Origin of the sequence: Bacillus cereus group sp. MG9 (assembly GCF_040459995.1) — a bacterium.
In the GTDB taxonomy this organism is placed as follows: Bacteria; Bacillota; Bacilli; order Bacillales; family Bacillaceae_G; genus Bacillus_A; species Bacillus_A mycoides.
This window is the reverse complement of sequence record NZ_JARVHC010000001.1, coordinates 4,550,801-4,573,066: the sequence shown is the minus strand read 5'-3', so window position 1 is coordinate 4,573,066 and position 22,266 is coordinate 4,550,801. Positions and strand designations below refer to the sequence as shown.

The window sequence follows — 22,266 nt, the reverse complement described above, 5'->3', positions numbered from 1 at the left end:
GCCCTCCTTTTTTTTATTTTTCTTTCTCTATATCAATACTAATTTCAAGTACGGTATCAAAAGAGACTGTGTCTACTTTAAAGCGGTATATACGATCGTAATGTTTGTACGTTTTATTTTCGATGACTTTTTTGAGCAGGTCTTTATTTTTTGCGATGCTTTGAATGTTTTTCGTTAAAAGATGCTGGAGATCATTATGGATAGAAGTGGTCATGTTTTCAAGTGTAAGATTGTCTAAATTATATTTTTTTCGATTTATAATTTTTATTTTGATTTCTTGAATTGTTAAGAGCCGTTTATTTTCTGTGTTCAATTTCTCTTGGTCTTCGAGAAGGACGTGGAGTTTTGCTTCTTGTTTTTCGATAATTTCTTTTTGTTCTGCTATTTTACTAGTTTGTTCTTCTTGAAAAACACCGTATATGTACAAAAAAACAAACCAGCTCAACACTCCTCCAACAGCAGCACCAGCTAAAACTAAATACCACCTTTTGGCTGTATTGGCGCTGGGTACTCTCATACATGTTCCTGTGTAAGCCATTTAATAATAATAAGACCAGTTTGCATACCGCCAGTTGCAAAAAAAATAAGGAGAATTTGTTTTACGATATCTTTCATATCTCCGCCAAAGAAGCTTCTTTCAAAGCTATAAAAGGTATCGAACGTTCCGCCAATTGCTGCAACGAGTGCCCAAATCCTTAAATTTTGGGCGAATTGATTAATATAAGTTAGAGTTGGTTTTCCGATGAGAAATGCACCAAATCCGCCAATTAATGAACCACCAAGTATAACTCCAAAGGCAATAAAATAACTAATAATAAGCAGAGAGAAAAAAGTATGTTCTCTTACATCCATCGTCATTCCCCTTTCTTCTTCATATATATGGACAAAGTATGAGAAGTATGTTTTGATTTCCGCTTTCCTCATCACCTATAATAAAAGTAGTCACATAGGTAAAGAGAGGGTACAACAGTGAAGTTTGTGCATTTACAATGTCAAACCGTTTTTAGTTTATTAAAAAGTGCTTGTAAAATTGATGAGCTTGTCATTCGGGCGAAAGAGCTTGGATTTTCATCGCTGGCCATTACAGATGAAAATGTTATGTATGGAGTTATTCCGTTTTATAAAGCATGCAAGAAAAATGGTATACAGCCTATTATCGGCTTAACAGCTTCTATTTTTAGTGAAGAAGAAGAAAGGTCTTATCCACTCGTCTTACTTGCTGAGAATGAAATAGGCTATCAAAATTTATTAAAGATCTCTAGCAGCATTATGACGAAGTCAAAAGAAGGTATCCCGAAGAAGTGGCTTGCTCATTATGCGAAAGGGTTAATTGCAATTTCACCAGGGAAAGACGGAGAGATTGAACAGCTATTATTAGAAGACAAAGAGAGTCAGGCTGAAGAAGTAGCTCATACGTATCAAAATATGTTCAGCAATTTTTATATAAGTTTGCAGCATCATGCAATTCAAGATGAACTGCTTTTACAAGAAAAACTGCCTGAATTTATTAATAAGGTAAACGTTCCAGTCGTTGCAACAAATGATGTTCGCTATATTAATCAAAGTGACGCACTTGTTCATGAATGTTTATTATCTGTTGAAGGCGGAACGAAAATGACTGATCCAGATAGACCGAGAATGAAAACGGATCAGTATTATTTAAAGTCATCGGATGAAATGGGAGCATTATTTTCTCATGCTGAGGAAGCGGTTCAAAATACAATAACAATCGCGGAACGTTGCCAAGTAGAAATTCCTTTCCATGTAAATCAATTACCGAAATTTCCTGTTCCATCTAACGAGACGAATGATACGTATTTGCGCCGTGTTTGTGAAGAAGGCTTGCAGAAACGCTATGGTACGCCGAAAGAAGCGCATATAGGACGTTTGGATCATGAATTAAATGTTATTTCTCGTATGGGATTTAGCGATTATTTCCTCATCGTGTGGGACTTTATGAAATATGCACATGAAAATCATATTTTAACTGGGCCAGGCCGTGGATCGGCAGCTGGTTCACTCGTTTCTTACGTATTGGAAATTACAGATATTGATCCGATTGAATATGAATTATTATTTGAAAGGTTTTTAAACCCTGAACGTGTGACACTTCCAGATATTGATATTGATTTTCCAGATATAAGACGTGATGAGATGATTCGATATGTGAAAGATAAATATGGTCAGCTTCGTGTTGCTCAAATTGTAACGTTCGGAACTCTTGCAGCGAAAGCCGCAATTAGAGACATTGCTCGTGTAATGGGACTCCTGCCAAGAGATATTGACATATTTTCAAAACTTATCCCATCAAAGCTTGGTATAACGTTAAGAGATGCATATGAGGAATCGCAATCGCTCCGTGAGTTTATACAAGGGAATCTGTTACATGAGCGTGTGTTTGAAATTGCAAAACGTGTAGAGGGATTACCGCGTCATACGTCTATTCATGCAGCTGGCGTTATTATGAGCCAAGAACCGTTAACGGGAAGTGTAGCGATTCAAGAAGGGCATAACGATGTCTATGTTACGCAATATCCAGCTGATGCATTGGAAGAACTTGGATTGCTCAAGATGGATTTTTTAGGCTTACGTAATTTAACGTTACTTGAAAATATTATAAAATTTATTGTTGAAAAAACTGGGCAACAAATTGATATAAGAAATTTACCTCTGCAAGATGAAAAGACGTTTCAATTGTTAGGAAGAGGGGATACAACAGGTGTATTCCAGCTTGAATCAGGTGGTATGCGAAATGTACTTCGTGGGTTAAAACCGAATGAATTTGAAGACATAGTCGCTGTTAACTCGTTATACAGACCAGGACCGATGGAACAAATTCCAACCTTTATTGAATCGAAGCATGGGAAAAGACGAATTGAATATTTACATCCGGATTTAAAGCCGATTTTAGAAAGAACATACGGCGTAATTGTATACCAAGAACAAATTATGCAAATCGCATCGAAGTTAGCTGGATTTTCGCTTGGAGAAGCAGATTTGCTGCGCCGTGCAGTGAGTAAAAAAAATCGTGATATTTTAGATCAAGAACGTAAGCATTTTGTTCAAGGTTGTTTGGAAAACGGATACGATGAGACATCTTCAGAACAAATTTATGATTTAATTGTAAGATTTGCGAATTACGGTTTTAACCGAAGTCACGCTGTAGCTTACAGTATGATCGGATATCAGCTTGCATATTTAAAAGCAAATTATACGCTGGAATTTATGACTGCGTTATTATCAAGTGCAATTGGAAATGAAGATAAGATTGTGCAGTATGTACGAGAAACGAAGCGGAAAGGTTTTCACGTTTTACCGCCGTCTCTTCAGAGAAGTGGTTACAACTTCCAAATAGAAGGGAATGCGATTCGATATAGTTTACTTTCGATTCGGAATATCGGAATGGCTACCGTGACGGCATTACTCGAAGAACGAGAGGAAAAAATGTTCGAAGATTTATTTGAGTTTTGTCTTCGTATGCCATCAAAATTTGTAACAGAGCGAAATTTAGAAGCATTTGTCTGGTCTGGTTGTTTTGACGGTTTTGGTGTTTCGAGGACGACGTTATGGAGAAGTCTTAAAGGAGCGTTGGAGTATGCAAATCTTGCACGTGATTTTGATTTAGGGGATGCTGTTCCGAAATCAAAATACGTACAAGGAGAAGAGCTATCCTTTATTGAACAGTTAAATAAAGAGAAGGAAGCACTCGGTTTTTATTTATCTAGCTATCCGACAGCGCAGTATGCGGAGCTAGGAAAAGAATTAGAAATTCCATCTCTTGCTCAGGCGATGCGACATAAGAAAAAAGTACAAAGAGCGATCGTATATATAACAAGTGTGAAAGTTATTCGTACGAAAAAGTTGCAAAAGATGGCGTTTATTACATTCTGTGATCAAAATGATGAAATGGAAGCCGTTATTTTTCCAGAGACGTATATACATTTTTCGGACAGGTTACAAGAAGGTGCAATCGTTTTAGTTGATGGTACGATCGAGCAAAGAAATCATAAGTTGCAATGGATCGTGAATGGACTATATCCGCTAGAAGAAATGGATGTTTATGAAGGAATGAAAGAAGCATCTGTTTACGTGAAATTGCCGTCTCAATATGAAAAAAAGCTTGTAAATCAAGTTACAAAAATATTGTTTGATTATTCAGGTTTTACGAAAGTACTAATTTATTATGAAAAGGAACATAAAATGGTACAATTATCTCGAAGTTTATCGATTCATCCAAGTGAAGAATGTCTAGGAGCACTTCGTGAAATTGTCGGTGACGAAAATGTCGTTGTGAAAATATAATGGACAATTTCCCTACACTTCGATTATTATAGTAGTAGTGTTCGTGGTCAGACCACTTGGAGAAATTGATATCAGCAAGCATAATTTGAGGAGAGTGGATAGTTTGTCAACACTTCGTGAAGAAGCACTTCACATGCATAAAGTGCATCAAGGAAAATTAGAAACTGTATCAAAAGTAAAAGTAGAAAATGCAAAAGATTTAAGTCTTGCATATTCTCCAGGGGTTGCAGAGCCTTGTAAAGAAATTTATGACGATAAAAGTAAGGTATATGAATATACAATGAAGGGAAATATGGTAGCAGTTGTGACAGATGGAACGGCTGTACTTGGTCTTGGTAACATTGGACCTGAAGCATCTCTTCCAGTAATGGAAGGTAAAGCTGTATTATTCAAGAGCTTTGCTGGTGTAGATGCATTCCCGATTGCCTTAAATACAAACGATGTAGATAAAATTGTTGAAACTGTAAAATTAATGGAGCCAACTTTTGGCGGTGTAAACTTAGAAGATATCGCAGCGCCAAACTGCTTCGTTATTGAAGAACGTTTGAAAAAAGAGACAAACATTCCAATATTCCATGATGATCAACACGGAACAGCTATCGTAACAGTAGCAGGCCTTGTGAACGCGCTGAAGTTAGTTGGAAAGAAAATGTCTGACATTAAAGTTGTCGCAAATGGTGCAGGTGCAGCAGGTATTGCAATCATTAAACTTTTATACCGCTATGGTGTACGTGACGTTATTATGTGTGACCGTAAAGGTGCAATCTATGAAGGTCGTCCTGTCGGTATGAATCCGGTGAAAGATGAAGTTGCAAAATATACAAATAAGAGTCGTATAGAAGGTTCTTTAGCTGACGTTTTACAAGGTGCGGACGTATTCATTGGTGTATCTGCAGCAGGTGCATTAACTGAAGAGATGGTTCGTACAATGAATGACGATGCAATTATTTTTGCAATGGCGAATCCGGTTCCAGAAATTATGCCAGAATTGGCAAAAGCAGCGGGCGCAGCTGTTGTTGGAACAGGTCGTTCTGACTTCCCGAACCAAGTAAATAATGTACTAGCGTTCCCAGGGATTTTCCGCGGTGCACTTGATGTACATGCGACACAAATTAATGAAGAAATGAAGATGGCAGCTGTACAGGCCATTGCAGAGCTTGTATCAGAGGATGAGTTGAATGCAGATCATATCATTCCAGCACCATTTGACGCGCGTGTAGCGCCTCAAGTAGCGGCTTACGTTGCGAAAGCAGCAATGGAGACAGGAGTAGCTCGCCGTCAAGTAGATCCAAATGAAGTCGCTGAGAAAACAAAACAATTAGCGCTGATTGGTAAAGAATAAGCGAGGAATTTCCATTGACATCATCAAATACAAAAGTATATCTCGAAATTGTAAAAAAAATCCGTTCCATTATGGAAGAGGATTGTTTAGTAGCAGGGGATCGTTTGCCATCTGAGCGTGAGTTAAGTTCACGCTTAAATGTTGGACGTTCCTCTGTAAGAGAAGCATTACGTGCGTTAGAACTGGTAGGATTAATTGAAACGAGACGTGGTGAGGGAACGTTTATTCGAAACTTTTACGATAACGGTCTTGTACAATTAATTGCTCCGTTCTTGCTGCAAGATGAGAAAACAATTCGTGATTTATTACAAACAAAACGATTGCTTGAGAAAGATATGATTCGACTTGTATGTAATTTACCGAAAGAAACGTTTTCTGAAGTACTAAGTAAATTACACAAAGTGCTTGAAGAAAATGAAAGCTCAATTCCGGTGCTTCATCAAACGTTCTTTAAAACACTTATTGAACAATTCGATAATTATTTACTCTATCGCATTTGGATGATCGTAAATGATTACGTTGCAACTCTTTCTTGTGAAGTTTCAGGAGATTCTATCGAAATGTATAGAAAGCTTTATGCTACTTAGGAAGTGAAACAAGAAAATGATGCATTAAAAATTTACGATGAATTAGTAGAGAATATACAGTTTCACTCGTAATGTATAAAATTTGTCGAAATGACCATGACACGTTATGACAAACATTCTACCGCATAGCGGTTAAAGTTAAACGTAAAGAGAGAGGTTATTAGACAGATTGAGAAGATAAGGCTAACATCAAACATTGGTGTTAGCCCCATTTTCTTCTTACGCTAACCTTAGCTCTCAATGAAGGGGGTCAAATTGTGCTAAGAGATTTATTCGTGAAAAAGAAAAAGTACGCTGCAATACCTTCAGAACAAGTACGAAAAGATGTACCAGATGGCGTTATGACAAAATGTCCGAAATGTAAAAAAATCATGTATACGAAAGAGCTTCTTAAAAATTTAAAAGTATGCGTGAATTGTGGATATCATCATCCGATGAATGCATGGGAACGCCTTGATAGTATATTGGACGAAGGTTCATTTCGTGAGTATGACAAAGAGATGGTTTCACTAAATCCACTTGAGTTTCCGGGATATGAAGAGAAACTAGAAAACGATCGTAAGAAGACTAAATTGAATGAAGCGGTTGTAACTGGTGAAGGAACAATTGATGACATGCTTGTTGTTGTTGCAGTAATGGATTCTCGTTTTCGAATGGGCAGCATGGGCTCTGTTGTAGGAGAGAAAATTGCCCGTGCGGTTGAAAAGGCATACGACTTACAAGTTCCATTTATTATCTTTACTGCTTCGGGTGGTGCTCGTATGCAAGAAGGGATATTAAGTTTAATGCAAATGGCAAAAACAAGCGTAGCTTTGAAAAAGCATAGTAATGCAGGAGGGTTATTTATTTCTGTTATGACTCACCCAACGACGGGCGGGGTTTCAGCGAGTTTCGCTTCACTTGGTGATTACAATCTTGCAGAGCCAGGTGCACTTATCGGATTTGCTGGTAGACGCGTAATTGAACAAACAGTGCGTGAGAAACTACCGGAAGATTTCCAAACGGCAGAATTTTTACTAGAGCACGGTCAATTAGATGCGGTGGTGCATCGTGATGATATGAGAGAATCACTCCGTAAGATTTTAGAAGTTCATCAAGGGGGGGAAATGGCTGTATGGCAGAGCTAGAATTTGAAAAACCAGTTGTTGAGCTAAGAAATAAGATTCGTGAACTGAAAGACTATACGAAAAACAGCCAGATGGACTTCAGTGAGGAGATTCGTATTTTGGAAGACAAGCTAGAAAAACTAGAGGAAGATATATACGGCAATATGAAAGTATGGGACCGTGTTCAAATTGCTCGTCATGCAGAACGACCGACAACGCTCGATTATATTGAGCACTTATTTACTAATTTTTTTGAATGTCATGGAGATCGCCTATTTGGCGACGATGCAGCGATTGTCGGCGGCATTGCGAAATATAAGGGGATGCCCGTAACTGTAATTGGGCACCAACGCGGAAAAGATACGAAAGAAAATATTCGTCGTAATTTTGGGATGCCTCATCCAGAAGGATATCGAAAAGCACTGCGTCTAATGAAACAAGCGGAAAAGTTTAATCGTCCCATTATTTGTTTCATCGATACGAAGGGAGCTTATCCTGGTAAAGCAGCTGAAGAACGTGGACAAAGTGAGGCAATTGCCCGTAATTTATTTGAAATGGCGGGTTTAACTGTACCTGTTATTTGTATCGTTATCGGTGAAGGTGGTAGCGGTGGTGCGTTAGGTCTTGGAGTAGGAGATTACATTCATATGCTGGAAAATTCCACTTATTCTGTTATTACACCAGAGGGTGCGGCGGCGATTCTTTGGAAAGATGCTGGTAAAGCAAAAGAAGCTGCAGAAGCGATGAAAATTACAGCATTAGATTTGAAAGAATTAGGTGTAATTGACGAAATTATTCCAGAGGCAAAAGGCGGAGCACATCGTAATGTTTTGAAACAATCAGAAAATATAGATTTAATGCTTAAGAAAACTTTTGAACAATTAAGCGGAATTTCGAAAGATGAATTAATCGAAAAACGTTATGAAAAATATATGAAAATTGGGCAAGTTTCGTTTTCAAACGCTTCCATTGGGATAAAATAAGAAAAGCGTGCGTTCCTCTTCGCGAATGCACGTTTTTATTATGAAAAGACACATCTTCTCCATTGTGTTTTTGTATTTTTTCGTGTTATTTTATTATAAGGCAAATAATCTTTATGAGGTGAGTACAAATGAAACGTATTGGTGTATTAACAAGTGGTGGAGATTCACCTGGTATGAATGCTGCCATTCGTGCAGTTGTTCGTAAAGCGATTTTCCATGATATTGAAGTATATGGTATTTACCATGGATACGCTGGTTTAATTTCTGGTCATATTGAAAAATTAGAACTTGGTTCTGTTGGCGATATTATCCACCGTGGTGGTACAAAATTATATACAGCAAGATGTCCTGAGTTTAAAGACCCAGAAGTACGACTAAAAGGAATCGAGCAATTAAAGAAACATGGTATTGAAGGACTTGTCGTTATTGGTGGAGATGGTTCGTACCAAGGCGCAAAAAAATTAACTGAGCAAGGATTCCCATGTGTAGGTGTACCAGGTACAATCGACAATGATATCCCTGGAACAGACTTCACAATTGGTTTTGATACAGCTTTAAACACTGTTATTGATGCAATTGATAAAATCCGTGATACAGCTACATCTCATGAACGTACATATGTTATCGAAGTAATGGGACGTCACGCTGGAGATATCGCATTATGGGCTGGTTTAGCTGATGGTGCAGAAACTATCTTAATTCCAGAAGAAAAGTATGACATGGAAGATGTTATCGCTCGTCTGAAACGCGGTAGTGAACGTGGTAAAAAGCACAGTATTATCGTTGTAGCTGAAGGTGTTGGAAGTGCAATTGACATCGGTAAGCACATTGAAGAAGCAACAAGCTTTGATACTCGTGTAACTGTATTAGGTCACGTACAACGTGGTGGATCACCAAGTGCACAAGACCGTGTATTAGCTAGTCGTCTTGGTGCAAGAGCAGTTGAATTATTAATTGCTGGTAATGGCGGACGTTGTGTTGGTATTCAAAATAATAAACTTGTTGATCATGACATTATCGAAGCGTTAGCTCAAAAGCATACAATCGATAAAGATATGTATCAATTATCTAAAGAATTATCTATCTAATCGGCTTAATGCCTTGTATTTGGGAACGGTTTCATAATTTTCGGAGGTGCAATATGCGTAAAACTAAAATTGTATGTACTATAGGTCCTGCTAGTGAAAGTATTGAGAAATTAGAGCAATTAATGGAAGCGGGTATGAACGTTGCTCGTTTAAACTTCTCTCATGGTAGCCATGAAGAGCATGGAGCTCGTATTAAAAATATTCGTGAAGCTTCAAAGAAAACTGGTAAAACAGTTGGTATCTTACTTGATACAAAAGGTCCAGAAATCCGTACACATGACTTCGTAGACGGACAAGCTGAGCTTGTAACAGGTGCAGAAGTAATTCTTTCTACTGAACAAGTATTAGGAACTGCAGAGAAGTTCTCTGTATCTTATGCTGGTCTTTATGATGATGTTGATCCAGGCTCTCGTATTCTAATCGATGACGGTCTTATCGAACTAGAAGTAATCGAGAAAGCTGACGGAAACATCCGTACAAAAGTATTAAACAGCGGAACTGTAAAAAATAAAAAAGGTGTTAACGTACCAAACGTAAGCATTAAGCTTCCAGGTATCACTGAAAAAGACGTGCAAGATATCGTTTTCGGTATCGAGCAAAAAGTTGATTTCATCGCAGCATCTTTCGTACGTAAAGCATCTGACGTATTAGAAATTCGTGAATTATTAGAAGGGCATAACGCTCAATACATCCAAATCGTACCAAAAATCGAAAACCAAGAAGGTATCGACAACATCGATTCAATCTTAGAAGTTTCTGACGGTTTAATGGTTGCTCGTGGTGATATGGGTGTAGAAATTCCACCAGAAGAAGTACCATTAGTACAAAAACGTCTAATCAAAAAATGTAACGTATTAGGCAAACCAGTTATTACTGCAACACAAATGTTAGATTCTATGCAACGTAACCCACGTCCAACTCGTGCGGAAGCAAGTGACGTAGCAAACGCAATCTTCGATGGAACAGATGCAATCATGCTTTCAGGTGAAACTGCTGCGGGTCAATACCCTGTAGAAGCTGTAACAATGATGGCTAACATTGCGGTACGTGTTGAAAAATCATTACAATATGAAGATATGTTCAAAAAACGTATTAAAGAGTTCACACCAACAATTACAGATGCAATTAGCCAATCTGTTGCGCACACAGCACTTGCTCTTGATGTAGCTGCAATCGTAGCTCCGACAGAAAGTGGACATACTGCGAAAATGATCTCTAAATACCGTCCGAAATCTCCAATCGTAGCTGTAACATCTGACGAGCAAGTGGGACGTCGTCTTGCACTTGTTTGGGGTGTTCAAGCATTTATGTCTGAGAAACGTGCAGCTTCTACTGACGAAATGTTAGATACAGCAATTCAAACAGGTATGGATGCGGGTCTAATCGGACTTGGAGATACTGTAGTAATCACTGCTGGTGTTCCAGTTGCTGAAACTGGTACAACAAACTTAATGAAAATCCACGTTGTTGGTGAAAAAGTTGCTAAAGGGCAAGGAATCGGTCGTAAATCTGCAAAAGGTAAAGTAGTTGTAGCGAAAACAGCTGCTGAAGCTGTAGCGAACGTAAATAAAGGTGATATCCTTGTTACAACAAGCACAGATAAAGATATGATTCCTGCAATTGAAAAAGCTGCTGCTCTAGTTGTAGAAGAAGGCGGTCTAACAAGCCATGCAGCTGTTGTAGGTGTATCAATCGGTATTCCTGTTATCGTTGGTGTAAACGGCGTAACAACAACTTTAAAAAATGGCCAAGAAGTAACAGTTGATGCAGCACGCGGAATTGTTTATAATGGACATGCGGAAGTGCTATAAGAAGTAATACGGAGAGAAGGATCGGAGTCCTTCTCTTTTTTTTACACAAAAAAGGATAGAGATAGCTTTAAATACCTGAAATCGCTTTGAAAAACGTTTATTATAACGTTTAGTGGGAGAGGGTTATTTGTCCTTTGTGAAGCTTGTATGAGCGTTTTAAGGGGCTTATAAGGGGTTTTGTAAGGGTGGTACTTTCAAACCTTTTAAATGAAATATGAAGGAGTGCGAGCTATGAAGTGGTTACTGTTCTTACTTATTTTAGTGCCGGCGATTGAGATTACGGTGTTAATAGGGTCGAGTCATGTAATAGGTTTATGGTCTACGTTCGCTATGATTGTATTTACGGGTATTGTGGGTGTATATTTGGCGAAACGACAAGGGTTTAAAGTACTTAGAGAGATTCAATTTAGGCTAAATAGAGGAGAAATGCCGGGTGATGCGGTTCTAGATGGTATTTTTATATTCGTAGGAGGTATTCTTTTAGTACTGCCTGGATATGTGACGGATATAATAGGTTTTATCTTTGTTGTTCCTATAACGAGGGCTTTATTGAAGCCGGCTGTTATGAAGTGGATTGATTGGAAATTTAGAAAGAGAACTACTATTATTGTTCAGAAATAACGCGTAGATTATAGCGATCTACGCGTTATTTTTTTATTTGCCACTTATAGTCAATTGTTAGCTTCCTGATCGGGTTGGATTTTTGTTAGTTATTAAACGATAGGATGCAGAGGGTTCTTGTGAATGAAAAGTGTTACGTTAGGATGATGTTTTTTGCTTGTAGTAAGATTCGACTAGTGAGCAGAAGTTAGACAGGAGAAGAAAAATTACTGATTAAAGGGTTCGTCCGCCTTGTTTTGTATATTTATTCGTTTACATAAAAAGTAATAAATGTAAGTAATAATTATAAAGTATATAGAATAAAAATGTATTTTTGTCCTAAAATATGCGTTTTTATGCAAAAAAATAAGAGGATTATCCTTTTTTAGGAAATTCTCTTGTAGATGTAGGTAGTACAAAAAAGTACAGTGAATAATCAGTGGGAAATTCCCACTGATTACAGTTGATTTTTTATTGTGTATGAATTAGGAAATATTATTTTGATGGTGAACCCTTAATGAATTTCCATAAGTCGTGGAATACATGAGCTTTGTGTAATGTATTAAGTAGTACTAATATGACTGGACCGATGATTAATCCTAAAAAACCAAAGAGCTTAAAGCCGACAAATAGAGCGATGAGTGTCGCTAATGGATCTAGTCCAATATTAGATGAAAGTACTTTTGGCTCCATGATTTGTCTTTGGACAATCACGACGATGTATAGGATGAGAAGACCGATGGCGAATGCAGTATCGCCTGTGAAAAATACGTATATAACCCAAGGAACGAAGACGGCTCCAGTTCCTAAATACGGGAGTAAATCTACAACCCCTGTAATAATCGCGATAGTAATTGCGTATGGCACGCGTAATATTAAAAGGCCGATTAGTACAATGATAGTTGTCATAGATACGAGTGTAAGTTGCGCTTTAACAAAACCAAACAAAGCTTTTCTTAAATCGACAAAAATAGTTTTTCCGTATCCATGCAAACGATTAGGTAGAAGTTTTCTTACTTTATGAGCAAGACGGTGCCAATCGTAACTAATGAAGAAGGTGGCTAATAAGACGAAGACAAGGACAGTTAAAGTTGTTGGTAATGCACTAATGAAATTTGTTAACCCACTTATAATGGCGGTTAAAAGTTCTTTCATTTGTGTCGTTGCTTCGGTGCCTAAGTTTTGAATGTTTTGTGTAATAGTGTATCGCTGTGGTTCTCCGAGATGATTAAATTTAGAGATTAAATCATCATAGAGAGGCATAATATGATTAAGTGCAAATTGTTGGGCGAATGCAACGATATCTGGAAACTTAACTGTAACAATTTGTAGTAAGTACGTTGTGGCAGATATTGCTTCAGTTACAAGGTATGTAACAAGTCCAACGATAGCTCCGAATACGAGAATTAAGCTAACGAGTACCGCTAATGCGCGAGGGAATTGTAGTTTTTGATTAAGGAAATTGACGACAGGATTAATCAAATAAGCGAATGCAAAAGCGATAATAAAAGGGTAGATAAGGCCTGACATGTACAGCAATGCATAGAACCCAACTACCGTTGCTACAATGACAAACATGAGTCGTAATATCATATATAGTAAGTTTCGGTTCAAAGATGTATACCTCCCATTCCAATTTGGATTATCCTAATTCGTTCAACTTATAACTAGTGAGATTCACTGATCAAAGTTTCACTTTATGTTATAGTGGAATGATGGATTTTTCCTGCTTTTTCAATATATGAGTGACCGGAAAAGCTTGGTGTTGATGCTTCTACTATATGGTAAAAACTTCATTTTCTCTTCTTTTTATTTTACCTGTTTCTTAATAGAAAAGAAAGGAGAGACGACCGTTTTTAAAAATGTATACATGCTTAAATTTTTGATGGTTAGAGTTTCAGTTTGTCATTTTAAAATATGAAAAAAATGAAGTGGTTATTGTTGCATATACATCGATATAGCATGTATAACGATAGGTTTAAAGGTATTTTTGTTTGGAAGCGAGTTCATTATTTTCAGAAAGGAAGTGCAAACATGATTAGTCAGTCAACGTTATTTTTATTCATACTACTTATTATAGGACTTATTGCTAAAAACCAATCGCTTACTGTAGCTATTGGAGTGTTATTCTTATTGAAATTTACGTTTTTAGGAGATAAAGTCTTTCCTTATCTACAAACGAAAGGGATTAACCTTGGTGTAACAGTCATTACAATAGCAGTGCTCGTACCGATTGCGACAGGGGAAATAGGCTTTAAACAACTCGGAGAAGCAGCGAAATCGTATTATGCATGGATTGCTTTAGCCTCAGGTGTGGCGGTCGCTTTGTTAGCGAAAGGCGGCGTACAATTATTGACGACGGACCCACATATTACAACCGCACTTGTTTTTGGGACAATTATAGCTGTAGCTTTATTTAATGGAGTCGCTGTAGGTCCATTAATTGGGGCTGGAATTGCCTATGCAGTTATGAGTATTATACAGATGTTTAAATAAGGAATTTTATAGTAATATAAAATTTTTGAATTCTTTCTGTTCACAAAAGTCAGATAATTGTTTATAATAGGATTAGAAACTTTGAAAAGTTACATAACAGCAGAGACTTTACACCAGATAAAATAAAAACAACATAAAACAATTTTATAATGATATTGTTTTATGTTGTTTTTATCATAAACTCTTCGGAATTCATTTTCCTCACTAACTTGTTGTTCTGAGCGTGAGGATTCGGGGAGACATTCACGCTCATGCTTTCCATGTAAGCAATGGACAATAAGAGGGGAACATCGCAATAAATTTGCATGAACGTGCATTTTGCTTGCCTAAAGAGTGAACGAGCGTTCATAATTTATAAGGGGAGCAAATAGATATAAGGAGCAAGGTTGGGAGAATTTTCAGGAAAAGGAGAGAATGTCATGACTGTTATTCGAGGTTTAGAAGGGGTAGTAGCAACAACATCATCTGTGAGCTCTATTATTGATGATACATTAACTTATGTTGGGTATAATATTGATGATTTAGCTGAGAATGCTACGTTCGAAGAAGTAGTGTACTTATTATGGCACCGCAAGCTTCCTAACGAAAAAGAACTAGCGGAATTTAGTGGAACAGTATCTGAATACTATAAGGTACCAGGTGAGGTTTTAACATATTTGAAACAAGTAGATTTAAAAATCGCGCACCCGATGTCGGTTTTACGAACTGCGATTTCCATGCTATCATTATATGATGAGAGCGCTGAAATAATGGATGGAAAGTCTAATTATTTGAAAGCGGTTAAATTACAGGCTCAAGTCGGAACTTTAATTGCGGCTTATGCAAGAATTCGCAAAGGTTTAGATGTTGTTGAGCCAAGAAAAGATCTATCATTAGCTGCAAACTTCTTGTACATGTTAAATGATCGTGAGCCAAATGAAGTTGAAATTGAGGCTTTTGATAAGGCACTTGTACTTCATGCCGATCATGAGTTAAACGCTTCTACATTTACTGCACGTGTTTGCGTAGCTACACTTTCAGATGTGTATTCTGGTATTACAGCAGCAATCGGTGCATTAAAAGGTCCTCTTCACGGCGGGGCAAATGAAAATGTAATGAAGATGTTAACTGAAATTGGCGAAGAAGAAAATGTAGAATCATATATTCATAATGCTCTTCAAAATAAAGTGAAAATTATGGGATTTGGTCATCGCGTATATGAGCATGGTGATCCACGCGCGAAACACTTACGCGAAATGTCTAAGAGATTATGCGTGCTTTTAGGAGAAGACAAATGGTATAATATGTCTATCAAAATTGAAGACATTGTAACAAAAGAAAAAGGTCTTCCACCAAATGTTGATTTCTATTCAGCTTCTGTATACCATTGTTTAGGAATTGACCATGACTTATTTACACCTATCTTTGCAATTAGCCGTATGTCAGGCTGGTTAGCTCATATTCTAGAACAATATGAAAACAACCGTTTAATCCGTCCGCGTGCTGATTATGATGGACCGACACATCAAGTGTACGTTCCGCTAGCGCAACGATAAGCGAAAAACACTATTTTGATAGTGAAAATACGCTTTCAAAAGTCTGATTTTTTTGGGAAGATATAATGATTAGAATATTTAAATTTGAATAACGGTTTGAACTGAGGGGTTATTCCCTCAGTTTCATACATATGAAATTTCAAACATGGGGGTTATCACATTGACGACAGGTGAAAAAATTACTGTAACTAATGGTGTTATGAATGTACCAAACAATCCGATTATTCCATTTATCGAAGGAGATGGAATTGGTCCTGATATTTGGGCTGCAGCATCTCGCGTAATAGAAGCAGCAGTTGAAAAAGCTTATGATGGTGAGAAGAAAATCGTTTGGAAAGAAGTGCTTGCAGGGGAAAAAGCATTCAACCAAACAGGCGAGTGGTTACCAGAAGAGACTTTAAATTTAATTCGTGAATATTTAATCGCAATTAAAGGTCCACTTACAACTCCAGTTGGTGGTGGTATTCGTTCTCTAAACGTTGCGCTTCGTCAAGAATTAGATTTATATGTATGTCTACGTCCAGTTCGTTACTTTGAAGGTGTTCCTTCACCTGTAAAACGTCCGGAAGATACTGATATGGTTATTTTCCGTGAAAATACAGAAGACATTTACGCTGGAATTGAATATGCACAAGGTTCTCCAGAAGCAGAAAAAGTTCTTGCTTTCTTAAAAGAAGCAATGGGTGTTAATAAAATCCGCTTCCCAGAAACATCAGGGATTGGTATTAAACCAATTTCAGAGGAAGGGACAAAGCGTCTTGTTCGCGCTGCAATTCAATATGCAATTAACGAAAAACGCTCTTCTGTTACATTAGTTCATAAAGGAAACATTATGAAATTTACAGAAGGTGCTTTCAAAAACTGGGGTTACGAAGTAGCTGAACAAGAATTCGGCGACAAAGTATTTACTTGGGCTGAATATGATCGCATTGTTGAAAAAGATGGAAAAGATGCAGCGAATAAAGCGATGGCAGACGCAGAAGTGGCTGGGAAAATCATCGTAAAAGATTCTATTGCAGACATCTTCTTACAACAAATTTTAACTCGTCCACGTGAGTTTGATGTTGTTGCAACAATGAACTTAAACGGAGACTACATCTCTGATGCACTTGCTGCACAAGTAGGTGGAATTGGTATTGCACCTGGTGCAAACATTAACTATGTGACTGGACATGCTATCTTTGAAGCTACACATGGTACAGCTCCAAAATATGCAGGTTTAGATAAAGTAAACCCATCTTCAGTTCTTCTTTCTGGTGTATTATTATTAGAGCACTTAGGATGGAACGAAGCTGCGAATTTAGTAACTGATTCAGTTGAGAAAACAATTGAATCAAAAGTAGTAACTTATGATTTCGCACGCTTAATGGAAGGTGCAACAGAAGTGAAATGTTCTGAGTTCGCTAATGAACTTATTAAAAACATGGATGTAGCGATAATCAAAAACGCATAATTAAAGCGGGGGGTAAATTATGACAATCAAACGCAAGAAAGTTTCAGTCATCGGTGCAGGATTTACAGGAGCAACAACAGCATTCTTATTAGCACAAAAAGAACTTGCAGATGTTGTATTAGTGGACATTCCACAGCTGGAAAATCCAACAAAAGGGAAAGCGTTAGATATGTTAGAAGCGAGCCCAGTACAAGGTTTTGATGCTAACATTATTGGTACATCTGATTACGCAGATACTGCTGATTCTGACGTTGTCGTTATTACAGCAGGTATTGCGCGTAAGCCTGGTATGAGCCGTGATGACTTAGTAGCAACAAACTCTAAAATTATGAAAAGTATTACGCGCGACATTGCGAAACATTCACCAAATGCGATTATTCTTGTATTAACAAATCCAGTTGATGCAATGACATATTCTGTATTTAAAGAAGCAGGATTCCCGAAAGAGCGTGTTATCGGTCAATCGGGTGTATTAGATACAGCTCGTTTCCGTACATTTATTTCACAAGAGTTAAACCTTTCTGTGAAAGACATTACAGGATTTGTTCTTGGTGGACATGGTGACGATATGGTACCTCTTGTACGCTATTCCTATGCAGGTGGCATTCCGTTAGAAACATTAATTCCAAAAGAGCGTTTAGAAGCAATCGTAGAACGTACACGTAAAGGTGGCGGTGAGATTGTAGGCTTATTAGGAAACGGTAGTGCATATTATGCGCCAGCAGCTTCTTTAGTTGAAATGACAGAAGCGATCTTGAAAGATCAACGCCGTGTATTACCAGCTATTGCGTACCTTGAAGGTGAATATGGTTATAGTGACCTTTACTTAGGGGTACCAGTAATTCTAGGTGGTAACGGAATTGAAAAAATTATTGAATTAGAACTTCTTGCAGATGAGAAAGAAGCGTTAGATCGCTCTGTAGAATCTGTACGTAACGTTATGAAAGTTCTTGTTTAATAATTAAATATAAGTGGAAAAAGATTCGGGGCCCCGAATCTTTTTCTACTATATATTGAAATGTTTTTTTGAAATAATATGAAAACGCTATCATTTGGTGTATCCTATAATGAAACTATAGACTTATACTATACATTGCCCTCATCACAGTAAATTTCGGATAAGGTATCGCTTTTAGTAGGATAATAAGGTGAAAAAATCGGAGGGGGTTGTAACATGTTAAAGAAAAAAGTTCAAATTGGTCGTAGAATGGATGAAATTACAGTAGGAGAGAAATTATCTATCACTGAAAAAATTGAGGATAAAGATTTGTTATTGTACTTAGGGTTAACGAATGATGCCAATCCATTATATATTCAGCATGATTACGCATCCCAAACTCCGTATGAAAAGCCGATTGTCCCAAGCATTATGCTAACGGGGCTGATTACAACGGCGGTTACGAAATATTTACCAGGTCCAGGTAGTCATATTACTAGGAAGGACCTTACGTTCGTGAAACATGTTCACCATTATGAAACGTTACAAATCCACTTTGAAGTTGTGGCTGTTTCAGAGGAGGAACATACAATTGATATGATTGTATCTGCTCATGATGAAAAAGGAGAAACTGTTGTAAAAGGTTCATTAACAGTAACACCACCTTTTAAATCTGTTTCCATTATGGAAAAAGCATTAGATAATTTTTAAAATATGAAAATATGAATAGCGTTAGCATACCTTTTATAAGGGGCTAGCGCTATTTTAGTTGAAAAATCCTTCTTTGAACCCTTCAGCAAATTCTGAACAACCTGTTTTAATCGTATCCCAGCTAGGTACGTTAAAAGTAAGGAAACATGTTACTACTAAAGTTAAAATAGGTAGTAATATTCGCATAATAGCCCCCTTTTATCGAATTTATTTATATATTTAAATTAGTAATATGATTATTGGTAATTGAAGTCAATTAAGGGGGAGGTTTTTTTAGATGAAGTGGAAAAGAGAAGACGTTATCTTTGAAACGATAAGAGAAGCTGAAGTATGGGCCGATTCAATCGTAAATGAAATGTACGGGAAAGTATTTGATGGATATGAAACACCAGATTATAAAATAGCGTATGCTCTTTCGTTTTTCCTAGCGCAAAATCGAGAGTTTATAGTTCATACGGAAGAAGAGTTTAAAAAAGATAGATTCATCTATAAAGTTTGGATAGCGACCGGATAGAGGGAATGAAGTTACGATTGCTTTTATTTTCCGAAACTCTAGTACAAACGAGCTCCATGAATAGACAATTATATTGAGGGAGACCTTGTTTTCTAGTATGATGAGAATAACGGGGAAAATACTAGGATGAAGAAGGTTTCAAGTCTATAACTTGGAGGAAAAGAATGAACAATCGTATTTTAGTAGTTGATGATGAGGAATTTATCTTAACTTTAATTGAATTTAATTTACAACAAGCTGGGTTTGAAGTTATTACAGCAATGGATGGAGAAATGGCGCTTCAAAAAGCGACTACAGAACGCCCAGATTTAATTATATTAGATTTAATGCTTCCAAAAATGGATGGTATGGAAGTTTGTAAAGAATTACGATTGCAGCGTATTATGACGCCGATTTTAATGTTAACAGCAAAAGATGATGAATTTGATAAGGTGCTAGGTCTTGAGCTTGGGGCTGATGATTATATGACGAAGCCATTTAGTCCAAGGGAAGTTGTTGCTCGTGTGAAGGCGATTTTGCGCCGTACGAAATTACAGCAGGAAGAACAAGTTTCAGAATCGACAGATGAAGAGAGCATCAAAATTGCAGAACTTAAAATTTTACCGGAGTTTTATGAAGCGTACTTCCAAGGAAGGAAACTGGAATTAACACCGAAAGAATTTGAGTTACTTGTTTATCTTGCGAAAAATAAAAGTCGTGTATTAACTCGTGACCAATTATTAAGTGCTGTATGGAATTATGATTTTGCCGGTGATACAAGAATTGTTGATGTCCATATTAGCCATTTGCGCGATAAAATTGAACAAAATACGAAAAAACCGACGTACATTAAAACGATACGTGGTTTAGGTTATAAATTAGAGGAGCCAAAAGTGGATGAATAAGTTTCGTTCCAGGCTTCTTTTTACATTTGTTTCTCTTATCGTTTTTATTTTAGTTGGACTAGGTGTATTATTAGAAACTGTATTTGAAAACTACTATATAGATCATGCTAAAGAGAGAATGATAAAAGAGACACAGTATGTTGCGGTATTAGCAGAAGAGCAAGGGTTTGATGCTGTTTTAAAAAAGCCTTATGTATTTGAAAAGTTAGAAGAAAAAATACCAGCTTCTATTATATTTGTTGATGAAAAAAAGAAAGTTCAATATAGCGGAGGGCAACCATCTGCATTTAGTCAAGAGATGATTAAAGAACTTTCTTCCGAAACAGCAAAGAAAGAAAATAAAGTCATTACGAAAGAAACAGATCAAAAGAATGAATTTTATCATGCTGTGTTCGTCCAGGATGTAGAAGGGAAACAAGGATACATTTTGGTGAAAAGTACAATTGATACTTTGAGGGACGTTCACCAAAAAACGTGGGGATTATTAATTATCGGATTTGTCATTGCTTGTCTTGTAGTTGTATTCCTAGGTGTCAAAATTACAGGACAATATATTAGGCCGATTGAATCAGTTACGAAAGTTGCGATTGAATTAGCGAAGGGTAATTATAAAGCGCGTGCATATGAAAGTCATTCGGATGAAACAGGAATGCTGAGTAAAGCAATTAATATTTTAGCTCGTAATTTACAAGAGATGACACTCGAACAAGAAATGCAACAAGATCGTTTGCACACATTAATTGAAAATATGGGAAGCGGAATGATTTTAATTGATAGCCGTGGTTATATAAACCTTGTAAACCGTTCTTATAAGGAGACTTTCCACGTAACAGATGAAGAATATTTAGACCGTTTATATTATGAATCATTTCACCATACGGAAATTATTGAGCTTGTGGAAGAAATTTTTATGACAGAAGTGAAAGTGCGTAAACAAATGTTATTGCCACTTAGTATTGAGCGAAAGCATTTCGAAGTATATGGAGCGCCAATTATTGGGACGAACCATGAGTGGAAAGGGATTGTTCTCGTATTCCATGACATTACTGAGCTGAAGAAATTAGAACAAATAAGAAAAGACTTTTTAGCGAATGTTTCTCATGAACTAAAGACACCGATTACTTCTATTAAAGGTTTTTCAGAAACACTCTTGGACGGAGCGATGGATAATAAAAAATTCTGCGAACATTTCTTACATATCATTTTAAAAGAAAGTGAGCGTATGCAAGGATTAATTGAAGATTTATTAGATTTGTCAAAAATCGAGCAGCAAGGGTTTAGATTAAATATGGGTACGGTTGATATGAAGGGGATTCTTGAAGACATTCACATGGTGCTTGATAATAAAGCGGGTGAAAAAGAAATCTCTTTACAAGTGAATGCATTGAAACGAGTTTCCGTTATTGGAGATCCAGGCCGCTTGAAACAAATCTTTATTAATTTAATTAATAACGCGATTGTATATACACCGGCTGGAGGCGTTGTTTCTGTTGAATTGGCAGAAGATAAATATAATGCTTATATAAAAGTATCTGATACTGGAATTGGTATTAGTAAAGAGGAAATCCCACGTATTTTTGAACGCTTTTACCGAGTGGATAAAGCAAGAAGTAGAAATACGGGTGGAACGGGTCTTGGTTTATCAATTGTAAAACATTTAGTTGAAGCGCATCAAGGTACGATTACGGTGGATAGTGAGGTTGGGGAAGGAACAACATTTACAGTTGTTTTACCAAAATCAGCTACTGAAAAATAGGATGAAGGATATTTACAATATATTAACAATGGCTTAATTAAATATTAATAAAGCTCTGTTAATATAATATATGAAAACCCCTTCATCCAAGGAGTAATTTTGGACGAGAGTAGTTATGCTATTCTCGTCACTTCCCTTTATGCCAATGTAAGTCTGTTTAT

General features: G+C 36.9%; 19 protein-coding genes and 1 pseudogene. 16 read left to right on the top strand and 4 right to left on the bottom strand.

The window, feature by feature from the left end:
- Positions 1-13: 13 nt before the first annotated feature.
- Positions 14-517: a sporulation membrane protein YtrI gene (ytrI, locus tag QCI77_RS23455; protein ID WP_002190855.1), complete on the bottom strand. Its 504-nt coding sequence runs from the start codon at positions 515-517 to the stop codon at positions 14-16.
- The gene (locus QCI77_RS23450; RefSeq protein WP_002015507.1) at positions 514-927 is read right to left on the bottom strand and encodes a YtrH family sporulation protein; all 414 of its coding nucleotides are present in this window, start codon (positions 925-927) and stop codon (positions 514-516) included. The genes ytrI and QCI77_RS23450 overlap by 4 nt, the downstream gene beginning before the upstream one ends.
- 42 nt (positions 928-969) lie before the next feature.
- On the opposite strand from QCI77_RS23450, the gene dnaE reads away from it, so the two are divergent.
- From dnaE to QCI77_RS23410, 8 genes and pseudogenes are all read left to right on the top strand, one after another.
- The gene (gene dnaE, locus QCI77_RS23445; RefSeq protein ID WP_085312488.1) at positions 970-4,302 is read left to right on the top strand and encodes a DNA polymerase III subunit alpha; all 3,333 of its coding nucleotides are present in this window, start codon (positions 970-972) and stop codon (positions 4,300-4,302) included.
- 133 nt (positions 4,303-4,435) lie between these two features.
- The gene (gene ystJ, locus QCI77_RS23440) at positions 4,436-5,644 is read left to right on the top strand and encodes an NADP-dependent malic enzyme (protein WP_161793975.1); all 1,209 of its coding nucleotides are present in this window, start codon (positions 4,436-4,438) and stop codon (positions 5,642-5,644) included.
- Between the two features lie 14 nt (positions 5,645-5,658).
- Positions 5,659-6,303, top strand: a pseudogene (locus QCI77_RS23435) (FadR/GntR family transcriptional regulator).
- Positions 6,304-6,488: 185 nt separating this feature from the next.
- Positions 6,489-7,358: an acetyl-CoA carboxylase, carboxyltransferase subunit beta gene (gene accD, locus QCI77_RS23430; RefSeq protein ID WP_002015500.1), complete on the top strand. Its 870-nt coding sequence runs from the start codon at positions 6,489-6,491 to the stop codon at positions 7,356-7,358.
- A complete protein-coding gene (gene accA / locus QCI77_RS23425; RefSeq protein ID WP_000818787.1) occupies positions 7,346-8,320 on the top strand; it encodes an acetyl-CoA carboxylase carboxyl transferase subunit alpha in 975 nt (324 codons plus the stop codon). Before accD ends, accA begins: the two co-directional genes overlap by 13 nt.
- A 128-nt stretch (positions 8,321-8,448) precedes the next feature.
- The gene (gene pfkA / locus QCI77_RS23420) at positions 8,449-9,408 is read left to right on the top strand and encodes a 6-phosphofructokinase (protein WP_002034288.1); all 960 of its coding nucleotides are present in this window, start codon (positions 8,449-8,451) and stop codon (positions 9,406-9,408) included.
- Between the two features lie 53 nt (positions 9,409-9,461).
- The gene (gene pyk, locus QCI77_RS23415) at positions 9,462-11,219 is read left to right on the top strand and encodes a pyruvate kinase (RefSeq protein ID WP_002015497.1); all 1,758 of its coding nucleotides are present in this window, start codon (positions 9,462-9,464) and stop codon (positions 11,217-11,219) included.
- A 231-nt stretch (positions 11,220-11,450) separates the two neighbouring features.
- The gene (locus tag QCI77_RS23410) at positions 11,451-11,840 is read left to right on the top strand and encodes an FxsA family protein (RefSeq protein ID WP_002088939.1); all 390 of its coding nucleotides are present in this window, start codon (positions 11,451-11,453) and stop codon (positions 11,838-11,840) included.
- A 474-nt stretch (positions 11,841-12,314) separates the two neighbouring features.
- On the opposite strand, the gene ytvI is transcribed toward QCI77_RS23410, so the two are convergent.
- Positions 12,315-13,433 (bottom strand): sporulation integral membrane protein YtvI, encoded by a 1,119-nt coding sequence (gene ytvI / locus QCI77_RS23405; RefSeq protein WP_002143350.1) that lies wholly within the window; start codon positions 13,431-13,433, stop codon positions 12,315-12,317.
- A gap of 420 nt (positions 13,434-13,853) precedes the next feature.
- Between ytvI and QCI77_RS23400 the strand changes: the two genes are divergently transcribed.
- The 5 genes from QCI77_RS23400 (at position 13,854) to QCI77_RS23380 (ending at position 18,951) form a co-directional block, all read left to right on the top strand.
- Complete coding sequence (locus QCI77_RS23400; RefSeq protein WP_000625507.1) at positions 13,854-14,315, top strand: DUF441 domain-containing protein; 462 nt, start codon at positions 13,854-13,856, stop codon at positions 14,313-14,315.
- Positions 14,316-14,734: 419 nt separating this feature from the next.
- Positions 14,735-15,850, top strand: coding sequence for a citrate synthase (gene citZ, locus QCI77_RS23395; RefSeq protein ID WP_012261808.1), 1,116 nt, complete (start codon positions 14,735-14,737; stop codon positions 15,848-15,850).
- 160 nt (positions 15,851-16,010) lie between these two features.
- Positions 16,011-17,303, top strand: a complete 1,293-nt coding sequence (icd, locus tag QCI77_RS23390; RefSeq protein ID WP_002088934.1) for an NADP-dependent isocitrate dehydrogenase — start codon at positions 16,011-16,013, stop codon at positions 17,301-17,303.
- A gap of 19 nt (positions 17,304-17,322) precedes the next feature.
- Entirely contained in the window at positions 17,323-18,261 is a 939-nt protein-coding gene (gene mdh, locus QCI77_RS23385) for a malate dehydrogenase (protein WP_002034284.1), read from the top strand.
- A gap of 216 nt (positions 18,262-18,477) precedes the next feature.
- Positions 18,478-18,951 carry a MaoC family dehydratase gene (locus tag QCI77_RS23380; protein WP_113770275.1) on the top strand — a complete coding sequence of 158 codons (474 nt, stop codon included), beginning with the start codon at positions 18,478-18,480 and terminating at the stop codon, positions 18,949-18,951.
- 54 nt (positions 18,952-19,005) lie between these two features.
- On the opposite strand, the gene QCI77_RS23375 is transcribed toward QCI77_RS23380, so the two are convergent.
- The gene (locus tag QCI77_RS23375; RefSeq protein ID WP_002015487.1) at positions 19,006-19,137 is read right to left on the bottom strand and encodes a hypothetical protein; all 132 of its coding nucleotides are present in this window, start codon (positions 19,135-19,137) and stop codon (positions 19,006-19,008) included.
- Between the two features lie 91 nt (positions 19,138-19,228).
- Between QCI77_RS23375 and QCI77_RS23370 the strand changes: the two genes are divergently transcribed.
- The 3 genes from QCI77_RS23370 (at position 19,229) to phoR (ending at position 22,105) form a co-directional block, all read left to right on the top strand.
- A complete protein-coding gene (locus QCI77_RS23370) occupies positions 19,229-19,465 on the top strand; it encodes a hypothetical protein (RefSeq protein ID WP_002015485.1) in 237 nt (78 codons plus the stop codon).
- Positions 19,466-19,629: 164 nt separating this feature from the next.
- Positions 19,630-20,349: a two-component system response regulator PhoP gene (gene phoP, locus QCI77_RS23365; RefSeq protein ID WP_113770274.1), complete on the top strand. Its 720-nt coding sequence runs from the start codon at positions 19,630-19,632 to the stop codon at positions 20,347-20,349.
- Complete coding sequence (gene phoR / locus QCI77_RS23360; protein ID WP_088293480.1) at positions 20,342-22,105, top strand: sensory box histidine kinase PhoR; 1,764 nt, start codon at positions 20,342-20,344, stop codon at positions 22,103-22,105. The genes phoP and phoR overlap by 8 nt, the downstream gene beginning before the upstream one ends.
- Positions 22,106-22,266 lie beyond the last annotated feature (161 nt).